Consider the following 17,315-nt stretch of genomic DNA (forward strand, 5'->3'; position numbering starts at 1 on the left):
TAACGGCCACTGGATGGGGGCCATTGGCCAGGATACACTCGCTCCCCTCATCATGCCGGGCATCAAATGGGTGCTAAGTCTGCTATGAAAAGGATCTTCACGGTTTGCCTGGCGGTCTCTCTGATCGCCCAGGCCTCGGCCGGGCTGGCCGACTCGGCCAATGGGAAAAAGCTGTTCACCGAGCGCTGCGCCTTGTGTCACGGCGCAGACCTCAAAGGCTCCGGGCCGCTGGCCAACAAGAGCGATCCCCCTACACCGGACCTCACCACGGCGGCCTTCAAGAAGCGTCTGCACGATTATCCTGGCGTGATTGTCGCGTCGGTCATTCTGCGCCCCAATGGCGACCTGATCCCCAGGACGCTGCGGGAAAACGGGGTCAAGGTTCCGCCACACGCCTGGACGGTGAACGATTTTCGCGACCTGAACAGCTACATGACCGGCATCATCTCAGGCCGATGAAGCTGCTTGGATCGAGGCCAATCGGCTCTCGCCGGTTCAGAGCCCGCTGACATCAAGAAGGAGTTCTACATGATCGAACTTCTGGGCGAAGTGCTGTTTCGCGCGGTCTGCTTTCCTGTCGGTTGGTTGACGCTCAGGCTGGTGACCTTTGGGAAATACCCCCCTAAAGGGACTTGGCATTCCGAGTCGCCGACAACCGAGTGGGTCACGGCAATCGGGCTGGCGGTGCTGGTCGTTGCCATGATGGCTATGTTGGGTCAGTTCGTCTTTTCCTAGCCTGCGTCTTTTCCGTTTGAGCGTGGCAGCTCCGTCATGGGAGCAGCCAGCGGATCGCCGCCAGCAGCGCAAAGCCGGCCGCGAAGAGCAGCGGTCGCTTGGCCTTGCCGGCATGGCGTAACACCCACGCCCAGCCATGCTGAATCCAGGCTGCCGGGGAGTCACCACGGGTCACCACGTCGACGAAGCGGATGCCGCCAGCCAGGGTGAGCAGCCCCATCACCACACCGAGCGGCGCATGGGTCTGGCCCCAGGCGAACACCAGTGCCGCCGGTGCCAGGCAGGGCAGCAGATGGCGCAGCAGAAGCACGCCATTGCCGTCGCGTACCAGCCCCCTTGGCAGCAGGCGCATGCTCAATATCACGTCGGTCTGTACCAGCCCCTCGGCGACCTTCGACCAGAAGATACCCACCCAGGTCATGATCCAGACCAGCACGTAAGCCATTACGGCCGTCGCGGGCAAGATGATCCAGAAACGCTCGTCGTTCCCGTGCGCATCCAGCTTCAAGACCAGGTACAGACACAGCCAGAGCATGCCCCACAGGTAGATGCGCGCCCAGCCCCAGTGACCCTTGGGTCGCCAGGCCTGCCAGTCGGCAACATAGCGGTGTTGCAGGCGCTCGGGCAGTGACGGGTCGTCGTGGATGTGGTGCGCGAGTTCTGCGCACGCCTCCCAGTCTTCCGAGATGAAGCGATCCGCCCACTGGCGGCGCTGGCCGGGCGTTAGGTCGGCCAGCAGGAACCACGCCGCGTTGTGTCGGGCGTCCTCGGGCGGGCGAGCCAGCAGTTGGCGCAACTCAGCCTCCAGTCGAGCGCTTTCATAGCGGCGCTGGACATCGGCCCATCGCTCTGCACTGCAAGGCAGGTAGCCCTGGATTTCGTCCCAGCCGGCCAGCGTGCAGAGCTGTTCGAAGAATGTCGGCGTCCAGTGCGCGTGGTTTTCCAGCAGCTCCAGCATCTGCGCCTTGAATCGATCACGGCGGTCCAGTGGTTGCAACCATTCACTGCTCAGTGCGCGGTGCAGGCTGTACAGGGCCTGTTCTTCCTGCTGAGCATGCAGCGCCTGGTGAGCGTGGCGCAGGGCGCGGCTGGCCAGCCGCTGCGCGAGGATTTCCATCTCTGCATACGGCAGGTATTCGGGCTGTCTTGCCGTCAGCCAGCCCAGGTAGCGATGCGCCCAGTCCAGCGCTTCGTCGTCTGCCTGGTGCAGCAGACGCTGCAGCAGGTGTTTCTGGAACGACGCTTCGAGCCCGGCAGCCTGCGCTTGTGCCAGTCCTTCGTCGAGGCCGCCGCTGAACAGGCTCTCGATGCGCAGTGGCGGGCGCGAGTCGAGTTCCTCCAGCCTCGACGGCACGCTCTGGGTGAGCGGCAGTCCGGCAGCAGGGTGCGCTTCGGAGTCGCCGCCTTGTGCCTCGTACAGCCAGGCCGGGTCCGTCTCGCCATCCATGCCGCCAAGCGCGGTTTCTGCGGCTGGGGGCACGAAGGATTGCTCGTACCCGGCATCCTTGTCGAAGAACGTCTCGGACTCCTCGAAATCGCCGTGTTCGGCACGCCAACGTGCCTGGTCCAGGGCGCGCTCGTAGGCTTCGCGCAGGCGCTGGAAGGCCTGTGGGTCTTCGTCAGGGCGGTGGGTTTTCAGCAGGCGGGCATAGGCGCGCTTGATCTGGCGTTCATCGGCGTCTGCGGCAACGCCCAGTATTTCCCAATCCATGGCCGGCCTCAGAGTCGCTGCTCAAGACGGTCGAGGCGCTCGGTCAGCAGCACACGGGCCTCGCGGATCGCTCGTTCATCCTGGCGCTCCAGCTCATGCTGGAACTGCCGGGCCAGGTCGGCAACGTACTGGCGCGTGTCACCCAGGCTTTCCTGATACAAGCGCTCCATGCGTGCCATCAGCACCGTGTTGACCTGCTGGTCGCGTGGGTGCACCTTCAGCGCGGCGAGGCTTTCCAGGCGTTGGGCGATTTCCTCGGCGCTCAGCACGCCGGGATTGTTCTCGATCACCAGCGTGCGGCGCTCGTCGGTCAGCGGGATGTGCACCTGGGCTTCGAGCAGGCCGTTGATGTCGTAGGTGAAGCGCACTTCGAGGCTGACTTCACCGGCAGGGCGGGGCGGCACAGGTACTTCAAGTTCGCCCAGGAAAATATTGTTTTTCACCAGTCGGCTCTCGCCCTGGAAGATGCGCACCTTCACCTTCGTTTGCCCGTCGTCGACGGTGTATACGGTCTGCACCCGGCTGACCGGCACCACGCTGTTGCGTTCGATGATCGGCAGGTACAGCCCGTAGTCGCGGCGCAGGTCATCACCGGAAGTGGTTTCGATGCCCAGGGTGTAGGGGCAGACATCGGTGAGCACCACCTCTTCGAGCGAGGCATGGCGGGCCTTGAGGGCCGCCTGGATGGCCGCCCCCTGAGCCACCACCTCGTCAGGGTTGAGCTGCATGGCCGGAATGCGCCCGAACAGGCTGGCGACCAGCCGGCGCACCAGTGGCATACGCGTGGTACCACCCACGAGCAGTACTTCGTCGAGGTCGGCGGCCTTGATGCGCGCATCGCGCAAGGCACGTTCGATCGGCGCACGCAGGCGCTCCAGGAGGGGTTGCGCGAGGCGGGCCAGATCGTTCTGCGTGATGGTCAGCGCCCATTCGCGCTCGTCTTCGCGCACCGTAAAGGTGGCCTGTAGCTGCTGGCCCAAGGCATGGCGTACGCGCTGCGCTTCACGACGCAGGCGCTGCGCCATGCTGCCGTCGCTGGCGTTCGGCAGGCCCTGGGCCTGCGGCGAAGCGCGGAAATGCTCGGCCAGCAGGTCATCGAAGTCTTCGCCACCCAGGAAGTTGTCGCCAGCACTGGCGCGCACTTCCATGACGCCTTCGAACAGTTCTAGCACCGACACGTCGAAGGTCCCGCCGCCCAGGTCGAAGACCAGGAACGTCGCTTCTTCCTTGTGATGCAGACCGTAGGCCAGGGCTGCGGCAGTCGGCTCGTTGATCAGCTTCTCGACCTTCAGCCCCGCCAGTTCGCCGGCCACTCGCGTGGCCTTGCGCTGCGCATCGCTGAAATAGGCCGGCACGCTGATCACCGCTTCGGTGACCGGCTCACCTAGGTAGCGTTCGGCGTCTTCCTTGAGGCTGCGCAACAACAGGGCAGACAGCTCTTCGGCCCGATAGGGGCGGTGACCCAGCAGGGTTTCATGGGCACTGCCCATGTGCCGCTTGAACAGCGAGGCAGTGACCTGCGGGTGGGTCTGCAGGCGCTCGCGGGCGACGTCGCCGACGATCAGATGCCCGTTGTCGTCGAGCCCGACCACGCTGGGGGTGAGTACCTTGCCCAGCGCATTGGGAATCAGCTTGGCGGTTTCGCCGCTCCATACCGCCACCAGGCTGTTGGTGGTGCCCAGGTCGATGCCGATGATCATGGTCGTTCCTTGTGTGTATCGAATGCCAGGCGATATGACCACGAAGACGCAGAGAGTATCCAGAACGGGGAAAACATTTCGGCTCGCCCCCGAACCAGTCCTTGCAAGGTCGAAATGCCGCTCGAACGTGCCCAACGGGGTAAGGGCATGGAACCAGCGTGCCGGGAGTGGGTGGGCTAGGTGACTGCTAAACCAGTTGCCTTGGACGGGCTATGGATGTTTGAGCAGGTGGGCATTTGTGGTGTTGCCGGAGACTCACTGAACAGATCCTTGGTTTCGAAGTGACATCATTTGATGGTCGTTCATGAAATCGTCAGCTAAGGCCGTCTGAGCTGTGCTGAAATAGCCTCCCGCTCAACCAATCTCACAAGCCTTGCCCATGAGTCAGATTGAGGGGTGGAAACCGCTCTGCCGGCGTCGAAACGCTGCTCACTGCGCGTTCAAGGCAACTTCTTCGGAGTTTTCCCAGATAAACCAGTCTTGACGGGTCGGCGCACCGCGGCCCGACAACAATACGTCTTCGCATTCCGAGTACCTGGAGTCATGGTGAGTACAGTCCTGGATACCCCGGATCTACACAGCAAGCCTCGCTTTCTGCAAGCGCCCGAGCAGGCAAGGCACTTGGTCCGTCTGTGTCGATTGGCACTGGCTGGTGCTGGCGGGTTATGGCTGCTGGCGCTGCTGGTTGAGCTCTTTTCACCCGATGCCCACTGGGTCCCCCTGTTACGAGTGAATGCCGCCGCACTGTTGTTGCTGGCGGCCGCGGGGCACTCAGCCTGGTTCATTGTCAAGTGGCGGGTCGAGGCACAGGGGCAGCAGCCCCTGCGCCTGGCCTTCTGGCGAAACACCGGCCAGATGCAGGACGAAGACCAGCCCCTCAGTGCCTTCGACCGTTGGTTGGCGCGCACCGGTGATGCACTGGCCAGGTGCTCGCGGTCGATCGGCCATGACGTGTTGTGGCTGTCGGGCTGGTCGGTGTTGGCGCTGGCACTGGTCATGGGCAGTTGGCGTTTCGACCTGCCGGCACCGGCCGCTGCCACTCAGGCAAGCTGGGTGGCAGTGGGCGTCTTGCTGGCACTGGCACTTGCGCTGCTGATCGTCGAAAGGCACCTGGCCTCGGCCAGCGAGGCGGACTGGCCGGAGGCGGTTGCCTTGGCGACAGTGGTCCGCGTGGTGATTCTGGTCCAGGTGCTGTCGATTCTCTGCCTGTTTTTTGCCGATGGCGCGCGGTTGTGGCCGGCCCGTCTGGCCGTGCTGATCGGCATACTGCCTGGCCTGTTGGCGGTGGAGTTCCTGGTGCGTGCGCTGGTCGCGGCATTCCGGCCGCAACGGGCGGAGCAGGAGCCCGCCCTGGTGGCGCGTAGCCTGATGGGGGGCATGTTGCAATGGCCGCCGAGGCCGTTGGCCGCACTGCAGGGCGAGTTGCAGCAGCGCTTCGGTATCGACCTGCAGCAGGTCTGGGCTTTCGGTTTCATGCGCCGGGCGCTGCTACCCGTGGCCGCGCTGGTGGCGCTGGTCGGCTGGCTGCTGAGCGGGGTGGTGCAGGTGCCGCTGGAGGGGCGCGGTATCTATGAGCGATTCGGCAAGCCGGTGCAGGTTTATCCGCCGGGGTTGCATGTCGGCTTGCCCTGGCCGTTCGGACGGGTGCTGGCGGTGGAGAATGGTGTCATCCACGAGCTGGCGACCTCTGGTCGCGAGATGCTGGCCGACCCAATGGCCGGTGCTGAAGGGGAGGCGCCGATGTCGGCCAACCGCTTGTGGGACGCAACCCATGCCAGCGACAACGCCCAGGTGATCGCCGGCAGCGATGACGACCGGCAGAGCTTCCAGATCGTCAACATGGATGTGCGCTTCATTTACCGCATTGGCCTGGACGATGCCTCCGCCCTGGCGGCGACCTACCACAGCGCTGAAGTCGCGCAGTTGGTACGCAGCCTGGCCAACCGCGTACTGCTGCATGATTTCGCCAACCGGACATTGGACGGCGTGCTCGGCTCAGAGCGCGAGGCCCTCAGCCGTGACATCGGCAAGGCTGTGCAGGCTGACCTCGACCGGCTGGACAGCGGCGTGCAGATCCTGGCCACTTCCGTGGAGGCCATTCACCCACCCGCTGGCGCGGCGAATGCCTACCATGGCGTGCAGGCGGCGCAGATCACCGCGCAGGCACTGATCGCCCGTGATCGCGGTCAGGCCGCCGAGCAGACCGGCCAGGCCCGCCAGAATGCCGCGCTGCTGGTCGACCAGGCCGCTGGCAGCGCCCACGAAGCCCTCGCCAAGGCCCAGGCCGCAGAACTTGGCTTCAACGCCGAGCGGTCTGCCTGGCGACAGGCCGGGGCGGCGTTCGTGCTGGAACAGTACCTTGCGCGGTTGCGCGAAGGCCTGAGCAACAGCAAGGCTTTGATCATCGACCACCGCATCAGTGCCGGACAGGCCCCGACCCTTGACCTGCGCACCTTCGCCGCGCCAGTCGATCCGGCTACCTCGAAACACAACCAGGAGCGCACCCCTTGAGCCCCCACGCCTCTCACGCTCACGATGACCCTGCGGCCCATGACTGCGTGCATGACCATGATCACGACCATGACCATGACAGCGATCACGACGGGCCAGCGCGACCGGCCTGGCCGCGGATCCTCGGGGCCGTGCTGCTGATGCTGCTGTTGGCGGCAGTGGCCTGTTTCGTCCAAGTGCGTATGGGCGAGGCCATGGTCATCACCCGCTTCGGCAACCCGTCACGGGTGTTGCTAGAACCAGGCCTGGCCTGGCGCTGGCCGCAGCCGTTCGAGGTGGCGGTGCCGGTCGACCTGCGCCTGCGCACCACCTCCAGTGGATTGCACGATGTCGGCACCCGCGACGGCCTGCGCATCATCGTGCAGGCCTACATCGCCTGGCAGGTGTCGCCGGACCCGCAAGATATCCAGCGCTTCATGCGCGCAGTGCAGAACCAGCCGGACGAGGCGGCGCGGCAGATCCGCACACTGGTGGGCTCGGCGCTGGAAACCACCACCAGCGGCTTCGAATTGGCGGACCTGGTCAATGTCGACCCCGGACGCGTGCGCATCGAGGCCTTCGAACAGCGGTTGCAGGCGCAAATTGCCGATCAGTTGGCCCAGACCTATGGCATCAAGGTGGTTCAGGTAGGGATCGAACGCCTCACCCTGCCCAAGGTGACCTTGGAAGCCACCGTCGACCGCATGCGCGCCGAGCGCGAGACGATCGCCACCGAGCGCACCGCCGAAGGCAAGCGCAAGGCGGCCGAGATCCGTTCGGCGGCCGAACGGGATGCGCGAATTCTCGAAGCCGACGCCACCGTGAAGGCGGCGCAGATCCAGGCACAGTCCCAGGTGGAGGCGGCGCAGATCTACGGCAAGGCCTACGCCAGCGCGCCTGAGCTTTACAAGCTGCTGCGCTCGCTGGACACCCTGGGCACCATCGTGACGCCCGACACTCGCCTGGTGCTGCGCACCGATGCGGCACCGTTCCGGGCGCTGGTCGACGGACCCAACCCGCCGGCGTCGCTGAGCCGCGAAGCAGGTCAAGGCCATGACTAGCCCGCGCCAGCCTGCCGGCCCCTGGCTGCAGTCGGCGCGGATCGGTTTCATCGCCCTGTACGCGGTGACCGTGCTCGCCGCGCTGGGCTGGTTGTTCGGCAATGTCCGTTCGGTAGGGCCGGAAAGCCGGGCCGTGGTGCTCAGGCTGGGGGCCGAGCAGCGTATCCAGAATGCTGGCCTGCTACTGGCTTGGCCACGTCCGTTCGAACAGGTGGTGATGCTGCCTTCGGATGGTCGGGTGACCGAGCGCAAGGTGGAGCTGTTGTTGCGCTCGGACTTCGCACATAAGGCGGACTTGGGGCTTGTGCCGGCCAGCGACGCGACGGCCGGGTCCGGTTACCTGCTCACGGCCGAAGCAGGCATCGTGCAGCTTGAGGTGCGGGTGTTCTACCAGGTCGTCGAGCCGTTTGCCTTTGCCCGTCAGGGCGTCCATGTGGATCCGGCGCTGGATCGCCTGGTCGAGCGCAATGCCGTTCAGGTCTGCGCATCCCGAGACATGGATGCGATTCTGGTCGCGCGGCCTGAACTGGTAGGCGCCGATGCGCAGATTGCCGAGCGCCGTGAGCGTCTGCGTGGCGACTTGCAACAGGGCATCAACCGCAGCCTGGCGGCGCTCAAGGCGGCAGGCGCCGACCTGGGCATCACGGTGGTACGGGTCGATGTGCAATCTTCGCTGCCGCCCTCGGCGGTCAGCGCTTTCAATGCCGTGCTCACCGCCAGCCAGCGCGCCGAGCAAGCGGTTGCGAGCGCCCGCAACGAGGCCGCGCAACGACTGCAGCAGGCCACCCAGAATGCCGAGCGCACCGTCCAGGTCGCGCAGGCCCAGGCGCGTGAACGGCTGGCGCAAGCCAGTGCCGCCACCAGCACCATCGTCGGCCTGGCACAGCAGCAGGACCCTGGCCTGATGCTGCGGCTGTATCGCGAACGGGTGCCCGCCATCCTGTCCCGTGCGGGCTCTGTCACCACGGTCAATCCCGAGGACAGCGGGCATTTGATCCTGCAAGGCCCCAAACCATGAACGCCTATTCTGGCCCCTGCACCTGGAACCCCGGACGATGAGCGCCCACCATCAGCACGGTCATCACCACCACGGTCATCACCATCATGGCCATGTCCATCTCACCTCGGGTCTGCTGTCTCGGGACGAGCGCCGGCAGGCCGCACGCCAGTTGACCTTGGCTATGGTCGCCCTCGGGCTGCTGGCGCTGGGCTTGGCCTGGCAAAGCCTGGCCCCAGACCAGGAAGGCGTGGCGCAGTTGCTGTTGGGCGCTGCGTCGTTGCTGGTGGCCGTACCGGTGCTGGGCTCGGCGTGGCACAGCCTCAAGCAACCGAGCCTGCATGGCGTCACCGACCAGTTGATCGCGCTGGCCATGCTCGGCGCCTGGGCCATTGGCGACCTGACCACCGCCGCCTTGTTGCCGATCATCATGATCTTCGGGCACGTGCTCGAAGAGCGCAGCATGCTGGGCTCGCAGGAAGCCATCGACGCCCTAGGCCGCCTCACACGCAGCCAGGCGCGGCTGATCGGTGCCAACGGCGAGGTGAGCGAGGTCGACAACGCCAGCCTCAAGGCGGGGGACCGGGTAGAGGTACGAGCCGGTGACCGGGTGCCGGCCGATGGTCGTGTCCTCGAAGGCCAGGCCAGCCTCGATACCGCGCCCATCACCGGGGAGTCCTTGCCGCAGGAGGTCGCGCCGGGTGCGCCTGTGCATGCAGGCGCAATCAACCTCGATGGCTTGCTGCGCATCGAGGTGACCGCCACCGGCGAGGACTCCGCGCTGGGCAAGGTGATTGCCCTGATGCGCCGCGCAGAGCAGGCCAAGCCCCCCATCACCCGGCTGCTCGAACGCTACGCCGGGCGTTACCTGCTGCTGGTGCTGATGATCGCGGCGGCCACCTGGTTCATCACCGGCGATGCCCAGGCCATGCTGGCCGTGCTGGTGGCGGCTTGTCCGTGCGCACTGGTGCTCTCAGCCCCGGCCACAGCCATTGCCGGGGTCGCCGTTGCGGCGCGGCATGGCATTCTGATTCGTGGCTCTGCGTTTCTCGAAGAGCTGGCCGACCTGTCGTCGCTGGTGATCGACAAAACCGGCACCCTGACCCAAGGGGCACTGCACCTGCAACAGATCGTGAGCAGCCAGACCGAGGTGGCGGAGCACCAGGTGCTGCGCCTGGCTGCCAGCCTGGGCACGGCGAGCAGCCACCCGGTCAGTCGCGCCTTGGCCAAGTCCGTTCCCCGCGACCAGCACCTTGCGCTTGCCGAATTGCACGAGATGCAAGGTTTCGGTGTGGTTGCTTCGACCGAACAAGGCCAGGCCGCGCTGGGGCGTGCGGAGCTATTTGAGAAGCTGGATATCGCCTTGCCGGCGGTGCCGGAGCACGATGGCCCGATCGTTGGCCTGGCACTGCACGGACGTTTTCTCGCCTGGCTGCTGCTGGCCGACAATGTACGCCGGGAAGCGCCTGAAGCGTTGGCGCAACTGCGCGAGCTGGGGCTGCGCCGGCAGTTGCTGCTGACCGGCGACCGACGCAGCGTGGCGCAGTGGGTGGCGAGCCAGGTGGGCATCACCCATGTGGTCGCCCAGGCGTTGCCGGAAGACAAGCTCAAGCAGGTCAATCAGGAAATCCAGGCCGGTTTCAGGCCGATGGTGGTGGGCGACGGCATCAACGACTCGCTGGCGCTCAAGGCGGGCGTCGTGGGTGTCGCCATCGGTGCGGGCGGAACCGACATCGCCATGGCTGCGGCGGACATCGTACTGATCAATGGTGACCTGCGCCGCCTGGCCACCGGTGTGCGTCTCAGCCGCCTGTGTCGGCGGACTCTGCAATGGAATGTGCTGATCGGCCTCGGCTGGACGGTGGGAATCATGCTGGCGGCGGCATTCGGGCTGTTGGGTGCGGCCGGCGCGATGATCGCGGCGCTGTTGCACAACCTCAGTACCTTGCTGGTGCTCGGCAATGCCGGTCGGCTGCTGCGCTACGATGAAAGGGACGAGGTACCGGTGTCGTGAGGCAGCTCACTGCTCGCATCGCGAAACCTCCCGTGATTGGGCTGCTTCAGGGGGCTGGCTCAGTAGCTGAGCACTCGCTTTGGCAGCGGCACGATGCGCTTGCTGTCCAAATACTCAGGTTTCACTGAACACCTATCGCCAATCCGATCAGAGACTATCGGGATCCCCGAAGAACATCTGAATCCGCGAGCGCAACCAGCGCTCCGCCGGGTCGTTGTCCTGGGCGCCGCGCCAGGCCATGTGCAGTTCGAAGGTCTGCGATTCCAGTGGCAGGTCTTCGGCGCGTACGCCGCCGCTGGCGGTAAGCACTTCGGCGGCGTAGTCGGGGACGGTGGCGAGGATGTCGGTGCCGGCCAGCAGGGTCGAGAGGCCATTGAACTGCGGTACGGCGAGCACCACGTGGCGTTTGCGACCGATCTTTTCCAGGTGTTCGTCGATGAATCCCGACAGGTCGCCGGCGAAGGACACCAAGGCGTGCGGGCGGTTGCAGAAGTCGTCGAGGCTCAGCGGGCCGGGCACGGTGTCGGCGCGCAGCAGTCGTGGGCGGCTGCGGCGCAGCACCTTGCGCTTGGCATTGGCGGGCAGGTCGCTGGTGTAGCTGACCCCCACGGAGATTTCGCCCGAGGCCAGCAGGGCGGGCATGAGGATGTAGTTGACTCGGCGGATCACCAGCACGATGCCTGGTGCTTCGGAGCGCAGGCGCTTGAGCAGCGAGGGCAGCAGGGCGAATTCGACCTCGTCGGACAGGCCTATACGGAATACCGCATTGCTGGTCGCCGGGTCGAACTCGGCGGCGCGGCTCACGGCCGTGGAGATAGAGTCCAGGGCCGGGGAGAGCAGGGCGAAGATTTCCGAGGCCCGGGCGGTGGGTTCCATGCTGCGCCCGGTGCGCACGAACAGCGGGTCGTCGAACAGGCCACGCAAGCGTGACAGGGCGGCGCTGATCGCCGGCTGGCCGAGGAACAGCTTCTCGGCGGCACGGGTCACGCTGCGCTCATGCATCAGGGTTTCGAAGACGATCAGCAGGTTGAGGTCGACGCGACGCAGGTCGTTGCGGTTCATACGTGAGGACTCGGGCCTTGTATCGAGGCGCTCGCCAGGGCTTGGGCGAGGCAGGTGGGCATAGTACGGGCAAATCGGTCCGGGGTGTAGCCGTCGATTGTTGCCCGTGGCGCAAAGGACCCTGGCAGCAGACGGTTGCATTGTGGCATGTGAATGCCACAATGGCCTCCTTTCGAGGGTAGGGCGGAACCGCACCACACCCTGACGAATCAATGACAGACATGTCGACTATTAATGGCCACTGACTGGTCCTGCCGGGAAAGCCCCGATAAAGTGCAGGGCATCCTGATACAAAAGGCGAGGTTCTAAATGTCCCGCATGATCCGTTTCCACCAGTTCGGCCCGGCCGAGGTGCTCAAGATCGAAGAGCACCCGGATGCGTTGCCTGCGCCCGGCGAGGTGCAGGTGCGTGTCCATGCCATCGGCGTGAGCTGGTATGACGTTCTCTGGCGGCAGAATCTGGCCAGCACGCTGGCGCGCTTGCCTGCCGGCATCGGGCATGAGATGGCCGGTGTGGTCACGGCGGTCGGCGACGGCGTCGATGATCTGGCCGTGGGTGACCGGGTGGCCAGCTTCCCCGCTGCTGACCCCAATCAGCATCCGGTGTATGGCGAAGTCATCGTCATGCCGCGCAATGCGCTGACGCGTTACCCCGACGTGCTGACCCCGGCGCAGGCCAGTGTCCACTACACCCCGTTGCTGGTTGCCTATTTCGCTTATGTCGACCTGGCGCGCATCAAGCCGGGCCAGACCGTCCTGATCACCGACGCCAGTCATTGCGCCGGCCCCTGCTTCGTGCAGTTGGGCAAGGCCCTGGGGGCCAAGGTGATCGCGGCGACCAAGACTGAGGACGCCCGCGACTACCTGCTGGGCCTGGGCGCCGACAAGGTAGTGGTGACCGAAGAGCAGGACCTGCTCATGGCGATCAACAAGTACACCGACAGTCGCGGTGTGGACGTGGTCTGCGACGGCATGGGTGGCCCACAGATGTCGCTGATGGGCGACGTGCTGGCGCCACGTGGCAGCCTGATCCTCTACGGCCTGCAGGGCGGCAACCAGACCCCGTTCCCGGCTTGCGCGGCGTTCCAGAAGAACATCCAGTTCTACCTGCACTGCCTGGGCAACTTCACCGGCAAGCCGCAGTTGGGTATCGATCAGGACAACGAAGCACTGCAGCGTGCCCTGCGTGATATCAACCAGCTGACCGGCGACGGCGTGCTGCAGCCCCTGGCGATCAAGCCATTCGCATTCGAGCAGGTCGCCCAGGCGCACCGTTATATGGACGGTTGCCCGATCGGCGGCCGCGCCGTACTGGAGCTGCCGGTCACCTGACCCCTACCGATTCGCCCTGCTCACCAGGAACCCGGTCGCTGACAACGACCGGGTTCTTTGTTTTTCAAACTTCCTACAAGTAATAGCGTGTATTTGTAGGAGTGTTCGCTACTCGATTAGGCGCATGTCTGACGTTTTGTCGTGCCGATAAACATATGAAACTCCAGCACGCGCCAAGCATTATCTGACCCGGTATGTCCGGTCTGCTTCAGTCTGATACGAAGAGGCGCTGCGGGGCGCCGTGCCAAGGGCTGGGGCGATGCCGGGCCAGGTACGCAGCACAAAGCACAGCGCGTGTAATGGTTCTTCAAATGTCGTGAACATGGCGTTTAAAGAGACGAAAAGGGTGATCTTTGACCCTTTTCGCGTCGCTTGTAATCAAAAAGTCGATCCCGATAATGAGCCGTGATCTATTACTCAGGGAAAGAGCCGTGCTCAACGACAATAATGATTTCCAGCACTCTGCCGTTCCAACTTCGTGGCCTGCGGAGTTCGCATGATGAGCGATCTCCATGAACAGGCGATGAACTATGTCTACCAGCAAGTTCTGCAGCGTTTGCTGGGGCACCTGAGCCGTGCCGAACGCACCGCGTTGCAGCTGTTGATCCAGCGCTTGCTGGTGGCGGCGGGCGGCGCCGAACGCATCAGTGACTTCGTCCTGCTGGTGCCCTTCGGTGGTGGCAAGGACAGTGCCTACACCCTGGCGCTGTTGCGCGCTGCGCAACTGAGCATCTGCACCCGGGCGCCAGGCACCTTCAAGCTGCGCGTCGCGACCCTGCGTCATGCGGGCCTCAGCCCGGCGGTGATGGGCAATATCCATCGGGTGTATTCGGCGTTGTTCCTGTATGACGATCCGCGGGTCGAAATGCTGGTTTTCGATGATCAGCGCACCCATGCGTTCGAGCCGGACCTGCCGTTCTCCGCCGCTGGCCGACGCCAGAACCGCGCCGACATGCTGCGTGCCGGACACCTGACGGCGGGCGACGGGCGCAGCACCTTCTGTGACAGCTGCCACCTGAACCTGGCCGATGCGTTCTACCGTGCGATGACCTGGGGGGAGGGCGTCGGGGCGGTGGCCACTGGCGACTCACGCAAGGAGCAGAAGCAGTACATCACCTGGCTGATGCGTCTGGCCCAGGCGACCGGGCAACAGAACGGGCACTGGCGTCACCAGAGTTTTCAGGCGGTGATGCGCAGCCTTGGCAGCCTGACCCAGGCCTGGCGCCAGGAACTGTATGGCGAAGCCGAGGCCGCAAAGCCGCTTGGGCTGCCGGCCGGCAAAGCCGTAATGCCGGTACACGTGGCGGTGGGCGAGCTGTTCAATGGGCGGGCCGATGAGCACTGGGACTTGCTGACCGACTTTCTCGGCTTTCGCTTCGACGACCTGGCCCTGGCCTTCAGCGAGTCGGACTGCGCCAACCCGCTGCTGATGGCGCATCTGCAAGGCTTGCGCAGCCAATACCTGGACGGCGGCCGGTATGCCGATGGCATTGCCAGCTACCTGCAGGACGCGCGCCGGCTGATGCGTCGCAAGCGTATGCCGGCGCGGCTGGTCGCCCAGGTGCTGGCCGCCTTCGACGGCGACGCCTGCATCCAGGCTCAGCGCGCGCTGGCCGCCGGTTTCGCCCAGCAGGCCTATGGCCTCAACGAAGCGCAACTGGTGTGCATGCTGTATTCACCGTTCGTCGATCAGGGGCAGGGGATGGAGCGCTACCTGCGTGATTGCCACCCCGGCATGCTGGTGGCACTGCCTGACCTGCACCGCGCGTTGTCCGGCCAGCAGGTACCGGAGCAGGTCCTGCAATGGCTGATGGAAAGCAGCGCAATGAGCCTGGCCGAGCTGCAGGCGTTGTACGCCAGGCGACGCATCGACCTGGCCAGCAGCGACTCGATCATCGCGCGTATCCGCGCCGCCGACCCCGAACGCTCGCTGCAGCGCCGCGCTGTAGCCTGAACCCGGCGTGCCCGAGCCGCCGGGCTCGGTGGCAACTGCCTGACTCATTTCCCTTTCCGGATGGCCATGCCATGAAAGAAAAAGACGATTTCGCCTATCAGACGGTGTATCGCTACCTCGTGCGCCTGATCGACGAGATGCAGACTGACTCGACCCTCAAGATGCCGTCGCTGCGCCAGCTGGCAAGGCGCCTGCGGGTATCGATCTCCACCATTCAGAGCGCCTATGGTCTGCTGGAGCAGGAAGGGCGTATCTGCTCGGTGCCCAAGTCGGGTTACTACGCCATGCCCGGCAGCTTCGACGGCGAGGCTGCCTGCCCCGGTGGCAGCCTGCTCGACCGCCTTTACCACAACGTTCGCCGACCAGGGGTGACCATGCTGTCGGGCGACGAACCGCACCTGCTGCTGTCGCTGGAAGGCGCCTTGCAGAGTACCGAACGCGAACTGATGCGCCAGTACCCGCAGCCGCTGGCCACCGGCTTCCAGCCGTTTGGCGATCTGGAACTGCGCAGCGCCCTGGCCGCGCGATACACCCGCAATGCACAGGATTGCTGGCATGCCGAGCAGGTATACGTCGGCCCGGATCTGCTGGGCATGCTCAAGATCGTCGTGCAGACCCTCAATCTGGTCGGCACCACGGTGCTGGTGGAGTCGCCTTGCACCTGGACGGTCCTGCGCCTGTTGCAGGCGCTGAACGTCCAGGTGGTCGAGCTGCCGCTGGGCGAAGATGGCAACGTGCGCCTGACCGAACTCGACCACCTGCTGCTGGAGTACCCGATCAGCCTGGCCATCCTGCCGTCCTCGTTGAACCCGGTACGCGGCACACGGCAGAGCCTGGACAATCGCCGCGGCATGGCCCAGTTGCTCAACCGCTACGGCACCTGGGTGCTGGAGAACGACAGCCATGGCGAGCTGGCCTTCGCCGCTGCGGGGCCCTGCCTGCGCGAGCTGATCGACCCACAGCGGCTGTTGATTCTCGGCAGTTTCGACAAGGTGCTGGGGCCGGAAGCGCCCTATGGCTACCTGCTGTGCAAGCAGTTCGACGAGCGCTGGCAGGCGTACTTTCTGCTGCGCGCCTTCGACCTGCCGCCCGTGCGCCAGAAGGCCATCGCCCGGTTGTGCAACAGCGGGCGCCTGGATGAGCATCTGGCGGAACTGCGCAGGACGCTGGAGGCGCGCATGCAACAGATGGGCGAACTGCTCGACCGCCATCTGGGCTGTTGGTTGCGTTATGAACTGCCGGTGGGCGGCAGCGGCATCTGGGCGCAGAGCCAGCAGTGCGTAGACATGCGCCAGGTCTTCGACCACCTGTTGCAACGTCGGTTGGTGATCGCGCCGGGTGAGTTGTTCAGCCTCAGTGGCTTGCATCGCCAGCACCTGCGCATCAGTTACGCGCTGGACTGGAGCCAGGACGTAGCAGGGCTGCTCATGGCGCTGGGCGAGGCGCTGCAACAGGCGCGACGCTGAAACAGGGCCTGCCGACCGGCGGCAGTGATGGCATATTGATTCGGTGATGGCGCAATGACATATTTGCCACGTCGCCATCCACCCCATCGTGAGCATCATGTTTTCCTGCAAACCACTCCTGGCAGCATGCTTGCTGCTCGGCGGTTGCAATGGAATGTCCACCGCGTTCGTCAAGGATCCCGATCAGAACCAAGCCTTTCTCGTCCACGCCGGCGGCCCGCTGTCGCTGGTGATGATGGGCAGCGCCGTGCAATGGAACGAAGACTACGCCGTCACGGTGAAGCACTTGCCGTACGTACCCGGTGCCGTGTTCCAGGGGCGTGGCGACGTGCAGTTCTTCCGCCACAAGGCCGCCCAGGCGCCGCTGTGGCGGCAGTACCGCCCCGGTGAGGAACTCACGGCGATCGGTTTCAACTCGATGTACATGCCCAGTACCGGGCGTGGTCAAGCGCTGGGCGCCATGGTGCGTCTGGATGCCAGCGATGGCGGGGTGCTGTATGCCACCCATAACGGCGCGACGGTCAAGGGCATGTCAGGTGGCCCGGTATTCGCCGACGATGGCCGTGCGGTAGGCATCAGCGTGGCCTATCTGGAGCGCAGCGACCTGGAAAGCCTCAAACGCGCCGACCTGCCACCCCAGGCCCAGGTGAGCATTTTCCTGCCCTATACGGAAATCAACCGTGAGTGGCAGCGTTTCCAGACTCAATTGCAGGCCGGCGGTCACCCAACCCCAGCGCCCGTCGGGCTCAGCGCCAGCCTGGCCGTGCAGGGCCTGCCAGTGAAGATGTAAAGG

At 64.9% G+C, this 17,315-nt stretch carries 13 protein-coding genes; 10 read left to right on the plus strand and 3 right to left on the minus strand.

The features are described 5' to 3' along the window. Window positions 1–84: 84 nt before the first annotated feature. Together RRX38_RS03995 and RRX38_RS04000 are read left to right on the plus strand one after the other, a co-directional pair. Window positions 85–459 (plus strand): cytochrome c, encoded by a 375-nt coding sequence (locus RRX38_RS03995; RefSeq protein WP_315961631.1) that lies wholly within the window; start codon window positions 85–87, stop codon window positions 457–459. 69 nt (window positions 460–528) lie between these two features. Continuing rightward, a complete protein-coding gene (locus RRX38_RS04000) occupies window positions 529–735 on the plus strand; it encodes a hypothetical protein (protein ID WP_315961632.1) in 207 nt (68 codons plus the stop codon). 34 nt (window positions 736–769) lie between these two features. Here the strand turns inward: RRX38_RS04000 and RRX38_RS04005 are convergent, their stop codons facing one another. Further along, a complete protein-coding gene (locus tag RRX38_RS04005; protein WP_315961633.1) occupies window positions 770–2,446 on the minus strand; it encodes a DnaJ domain-containing protein in 1,677 nt (558 codons plus the stop codon). Window positions 2,447–2,454: 8 nt separating this feature from the next. Further along, on the minus strand, window positions 2,455–4,146 hold the full coding sequence (locus RRX38_RS04010; protein WP_315961634.1) for a molecular chaperone HscC: 1,692 nt from the start codon (window positions 4,144–4,146) through the stop codon (window positions 2,455–2,457). 543 nt (window positions 4,147–4,689) lie between these two features. On the opposite strand from RRX38_RS04010, the gene hflK (RRX38_RS04015) reads away from it, so the two are divergent. From hflK (RRX38_RS04015) to RRX38_RS04030, 4 genes are read left to right on the plus strand one after another with little or no spacing between them, the layout of a single operon-like run. Then, complete coding sequence (gene hflK / locus RRX38_RS04015; protein WP_410524865.1) at window positions 4,690–6,657, plus strand: protease modulator HflK; 1,968 nt, start codon at window positions 4,690–4,692, stop codon at window positions 6,655–6,657. Beyond that, the gene (locus RRX38_RS04020; RefSeq protein ID WP_315961636.1) at window positions 6,654–7,697 is read left to right on the plus strand and encodes a protease modulator HflC; all 1,044 of its coding nucleotides are present in this window, start codon (window positions 6,654–6,656) and stop codon (window positions 7,695–7,697) included. Before hflK (RRX38_RS04015) ends, RRX38_RS04020 begins: the two co-directional genes overlap by 4 nt. Then, window positions 7,690–8,715, plus strand: coding sequence for a protease modulator HflK (hflK, locus tag RRX38_RS04025; protein WP_295475474.1), 1,026 nt, complete (start codon window positions 7,690–7,692; stop codon window positions 8,713–8,715). The genes RRX38_RS04020 and hflK (RRX38_RS04025) overlap by 8 nt, the downstream gene beginning before the upstream one ends. Window positions 8,716–8,752: 37 nt before the next feature. Then, window positions 8,753–10,708, plus strand: a complete 1,956-nt coding sequence (locus RRX38_RS04030; protein ID WP_315961637.1) for a cation-translocating P-type ATPase — start codon at window positions 8,753–8,755, stop codon at window positions 10,706–10,708. A gap of 147 nt (window positions 10,709–10,855) precedes the next feature. Here the strand turns inward: RRX38_RS04030 and RRX38_RS04035 are convergent, their stop codons facing one another. Beyond that, window positions 10,856–11,770, minus strand: a complete 915-nt coding sequence (locus RRX38_RS04035; RefSeq protein WP_295475468.1) for a LysR family transcriptional regulator — start codon at window positions 11,768–11,770, stop codon at window positions 10,856–10,858. A gap of 309 nt (window positions 11,771–12,079) precedes the next feature. Here RRX38_RS04035 and RRX38_RS04040 point away from each other — a divergent pair, with 309 nt between their 5' ends. From RRX38_RS04040 to RRX38_RS04055, 4 genes are all read left to right on the plus strand, one after another. Further along, the gene (locus RRX38_RS04040; protein ID WP_315961638.1) at window positions 12,080–13,102 is read left to right on the plus strand and encodes a zinc-dependent alcohol dehydrogenase family protein; all 1,023 of its coding nucleotides are present in this window, start codon (window positions 12,080–12,082) and stop codon (window positions 13,100–13,102) included. A 499-nt stretch (window positions 13,103–13,601) separates the two neighbouring features. Next, the gene (locus RRX38_RS04045; RefSeq protein WP_315961639.1) at window positions 13,602–15,056 is read left to right on the plus strand and encodes a hypothetical protein; all 1,455 of its coding nucleotides are present in this window, start codon (window positions 13,602–13,604) and stop codon (window positions 15,054–15,056) included. 71 nt (window positions 15,057–15,127) lie between these two features. Next, window positions 15,128–16,522: a PLP-dependent aminotransferase family protein gene (locus RRX38_RS04050; protein WP_315961640.1), complete on the plus strand. Its 1,395-nt coding sequence runs from the start codon at window positions 15,128–15,130 to the stop codon at window positions 16,520–16,522. 154 nt (window positions 16,523–16,676) lie between these two features. After that, window positions 16,677–17,312, plus strand: coding sequence for a trypsin-like peptidase domain-containing protein (locus RRX38_RS04055; protein WP_295475456.1), 636 nt, complete (start codon window positions 16,677–16,679; stop codon window positions 17,310–17,312). Window positions 17,313–17,315: the final 3 nt, after the last annotated feature.

Origin of the sequence: Pseudomonas sp. DTU_2021_1001937_2_SI_NGA_ILE_001 (genome assembly GCF_032463525.1) — a bacterium.
Taxonomy (GTDB): domain Bacteria; phylum Pseudomonadota; class Gammaproteobacteria; order Pseudomonadales; family Pseudomonadaceae; genus Aquipseudomonas.

Bases quoted from the DNA above. Each gene is read 5' to 3' on its own strand.
- RRX38_RS03995 (WP_315961631.1), top strand. From the start codon at position 85: ATGAAAAGGATCTTCACGGTTTGCCTGGCGGTCTCTCTGATCGCCCAG.
- RRX38_RS04000 (WP_315961632.1), top strand. From the start codon at position 529: ATGATCGAACTTCTGGGCGAAGTGCTGTTTCGCGCGGTCTGCTTTCCT.
- RRX38_RS04005 (WP_315961633.1), bottom strand. From the start codon at position 2,446: ATGGATTGGGAAATACTGGGCGTTGCCGCAGACGCCGATGAACGCCAG.
- RRX38_RS04010 (WP_315961634.1), bottom strand. From the start codon at position 4,146: ATGATCATCGGCATCGACCTGGGCACCACCAACAGCCTGGTGGCGGTA.
- hflK (WP_410524865.1), top strand. From the start codon at position 4,690: ATGGTGAGTACAGTCCTGGATACCCCGGATCTACACAGCAAGCCTCGC.
- hflK (WP_295475474.1), top strand. From the start codon at position 7,690: ATGACTAGCCCGCGCCAGCCTGCCGGCCCCTGGCTGCAGTCGGCGCGG.
- RRX38_RS04030 (WP_315961637.1), top strand. From the start codon at position 8,753: ATGAGCGCCCACCATCAGCACGGTCATCACCACCACGGTCATCACCAT.
- RRX38_RS04035 (WP_295475468.1), bottom strand. From the start codon at position 11,770: ATGAACCGCAACGACCTGCGTCGCGTCGACCTCAACCTGCTGATCGTC.
- RRX38_RS04040 (WP_315961638.1), top strand. From the start codon at position 12,080: ATGTCCCGCATGATCCGTTTCCACCAGTTCGGCCCGGCCGAGGTGCTC.
- RRX38_RS04045 (WP_315961639.1), top strand. From the start codon at position 13,602: ATGAGCGATCTCCATGAACAGGCGATGAACTATGTCTACCAGCAAGTT.
- RRX38_RS04050 (WP_315961640.1), top strand. From the start codon at position 15,128: ATGAAAGAAAAAGACGATTTCGCCTATCAGACGGTGTATCGCTACCTC.
- RRX38_RS04055 (WP_295475456.1), top strand. From the start codon at position 16,677: ATGTCCACCGCGTTCGTCAAGGATCCCGATCAGAACCAAGCCTTTCTC.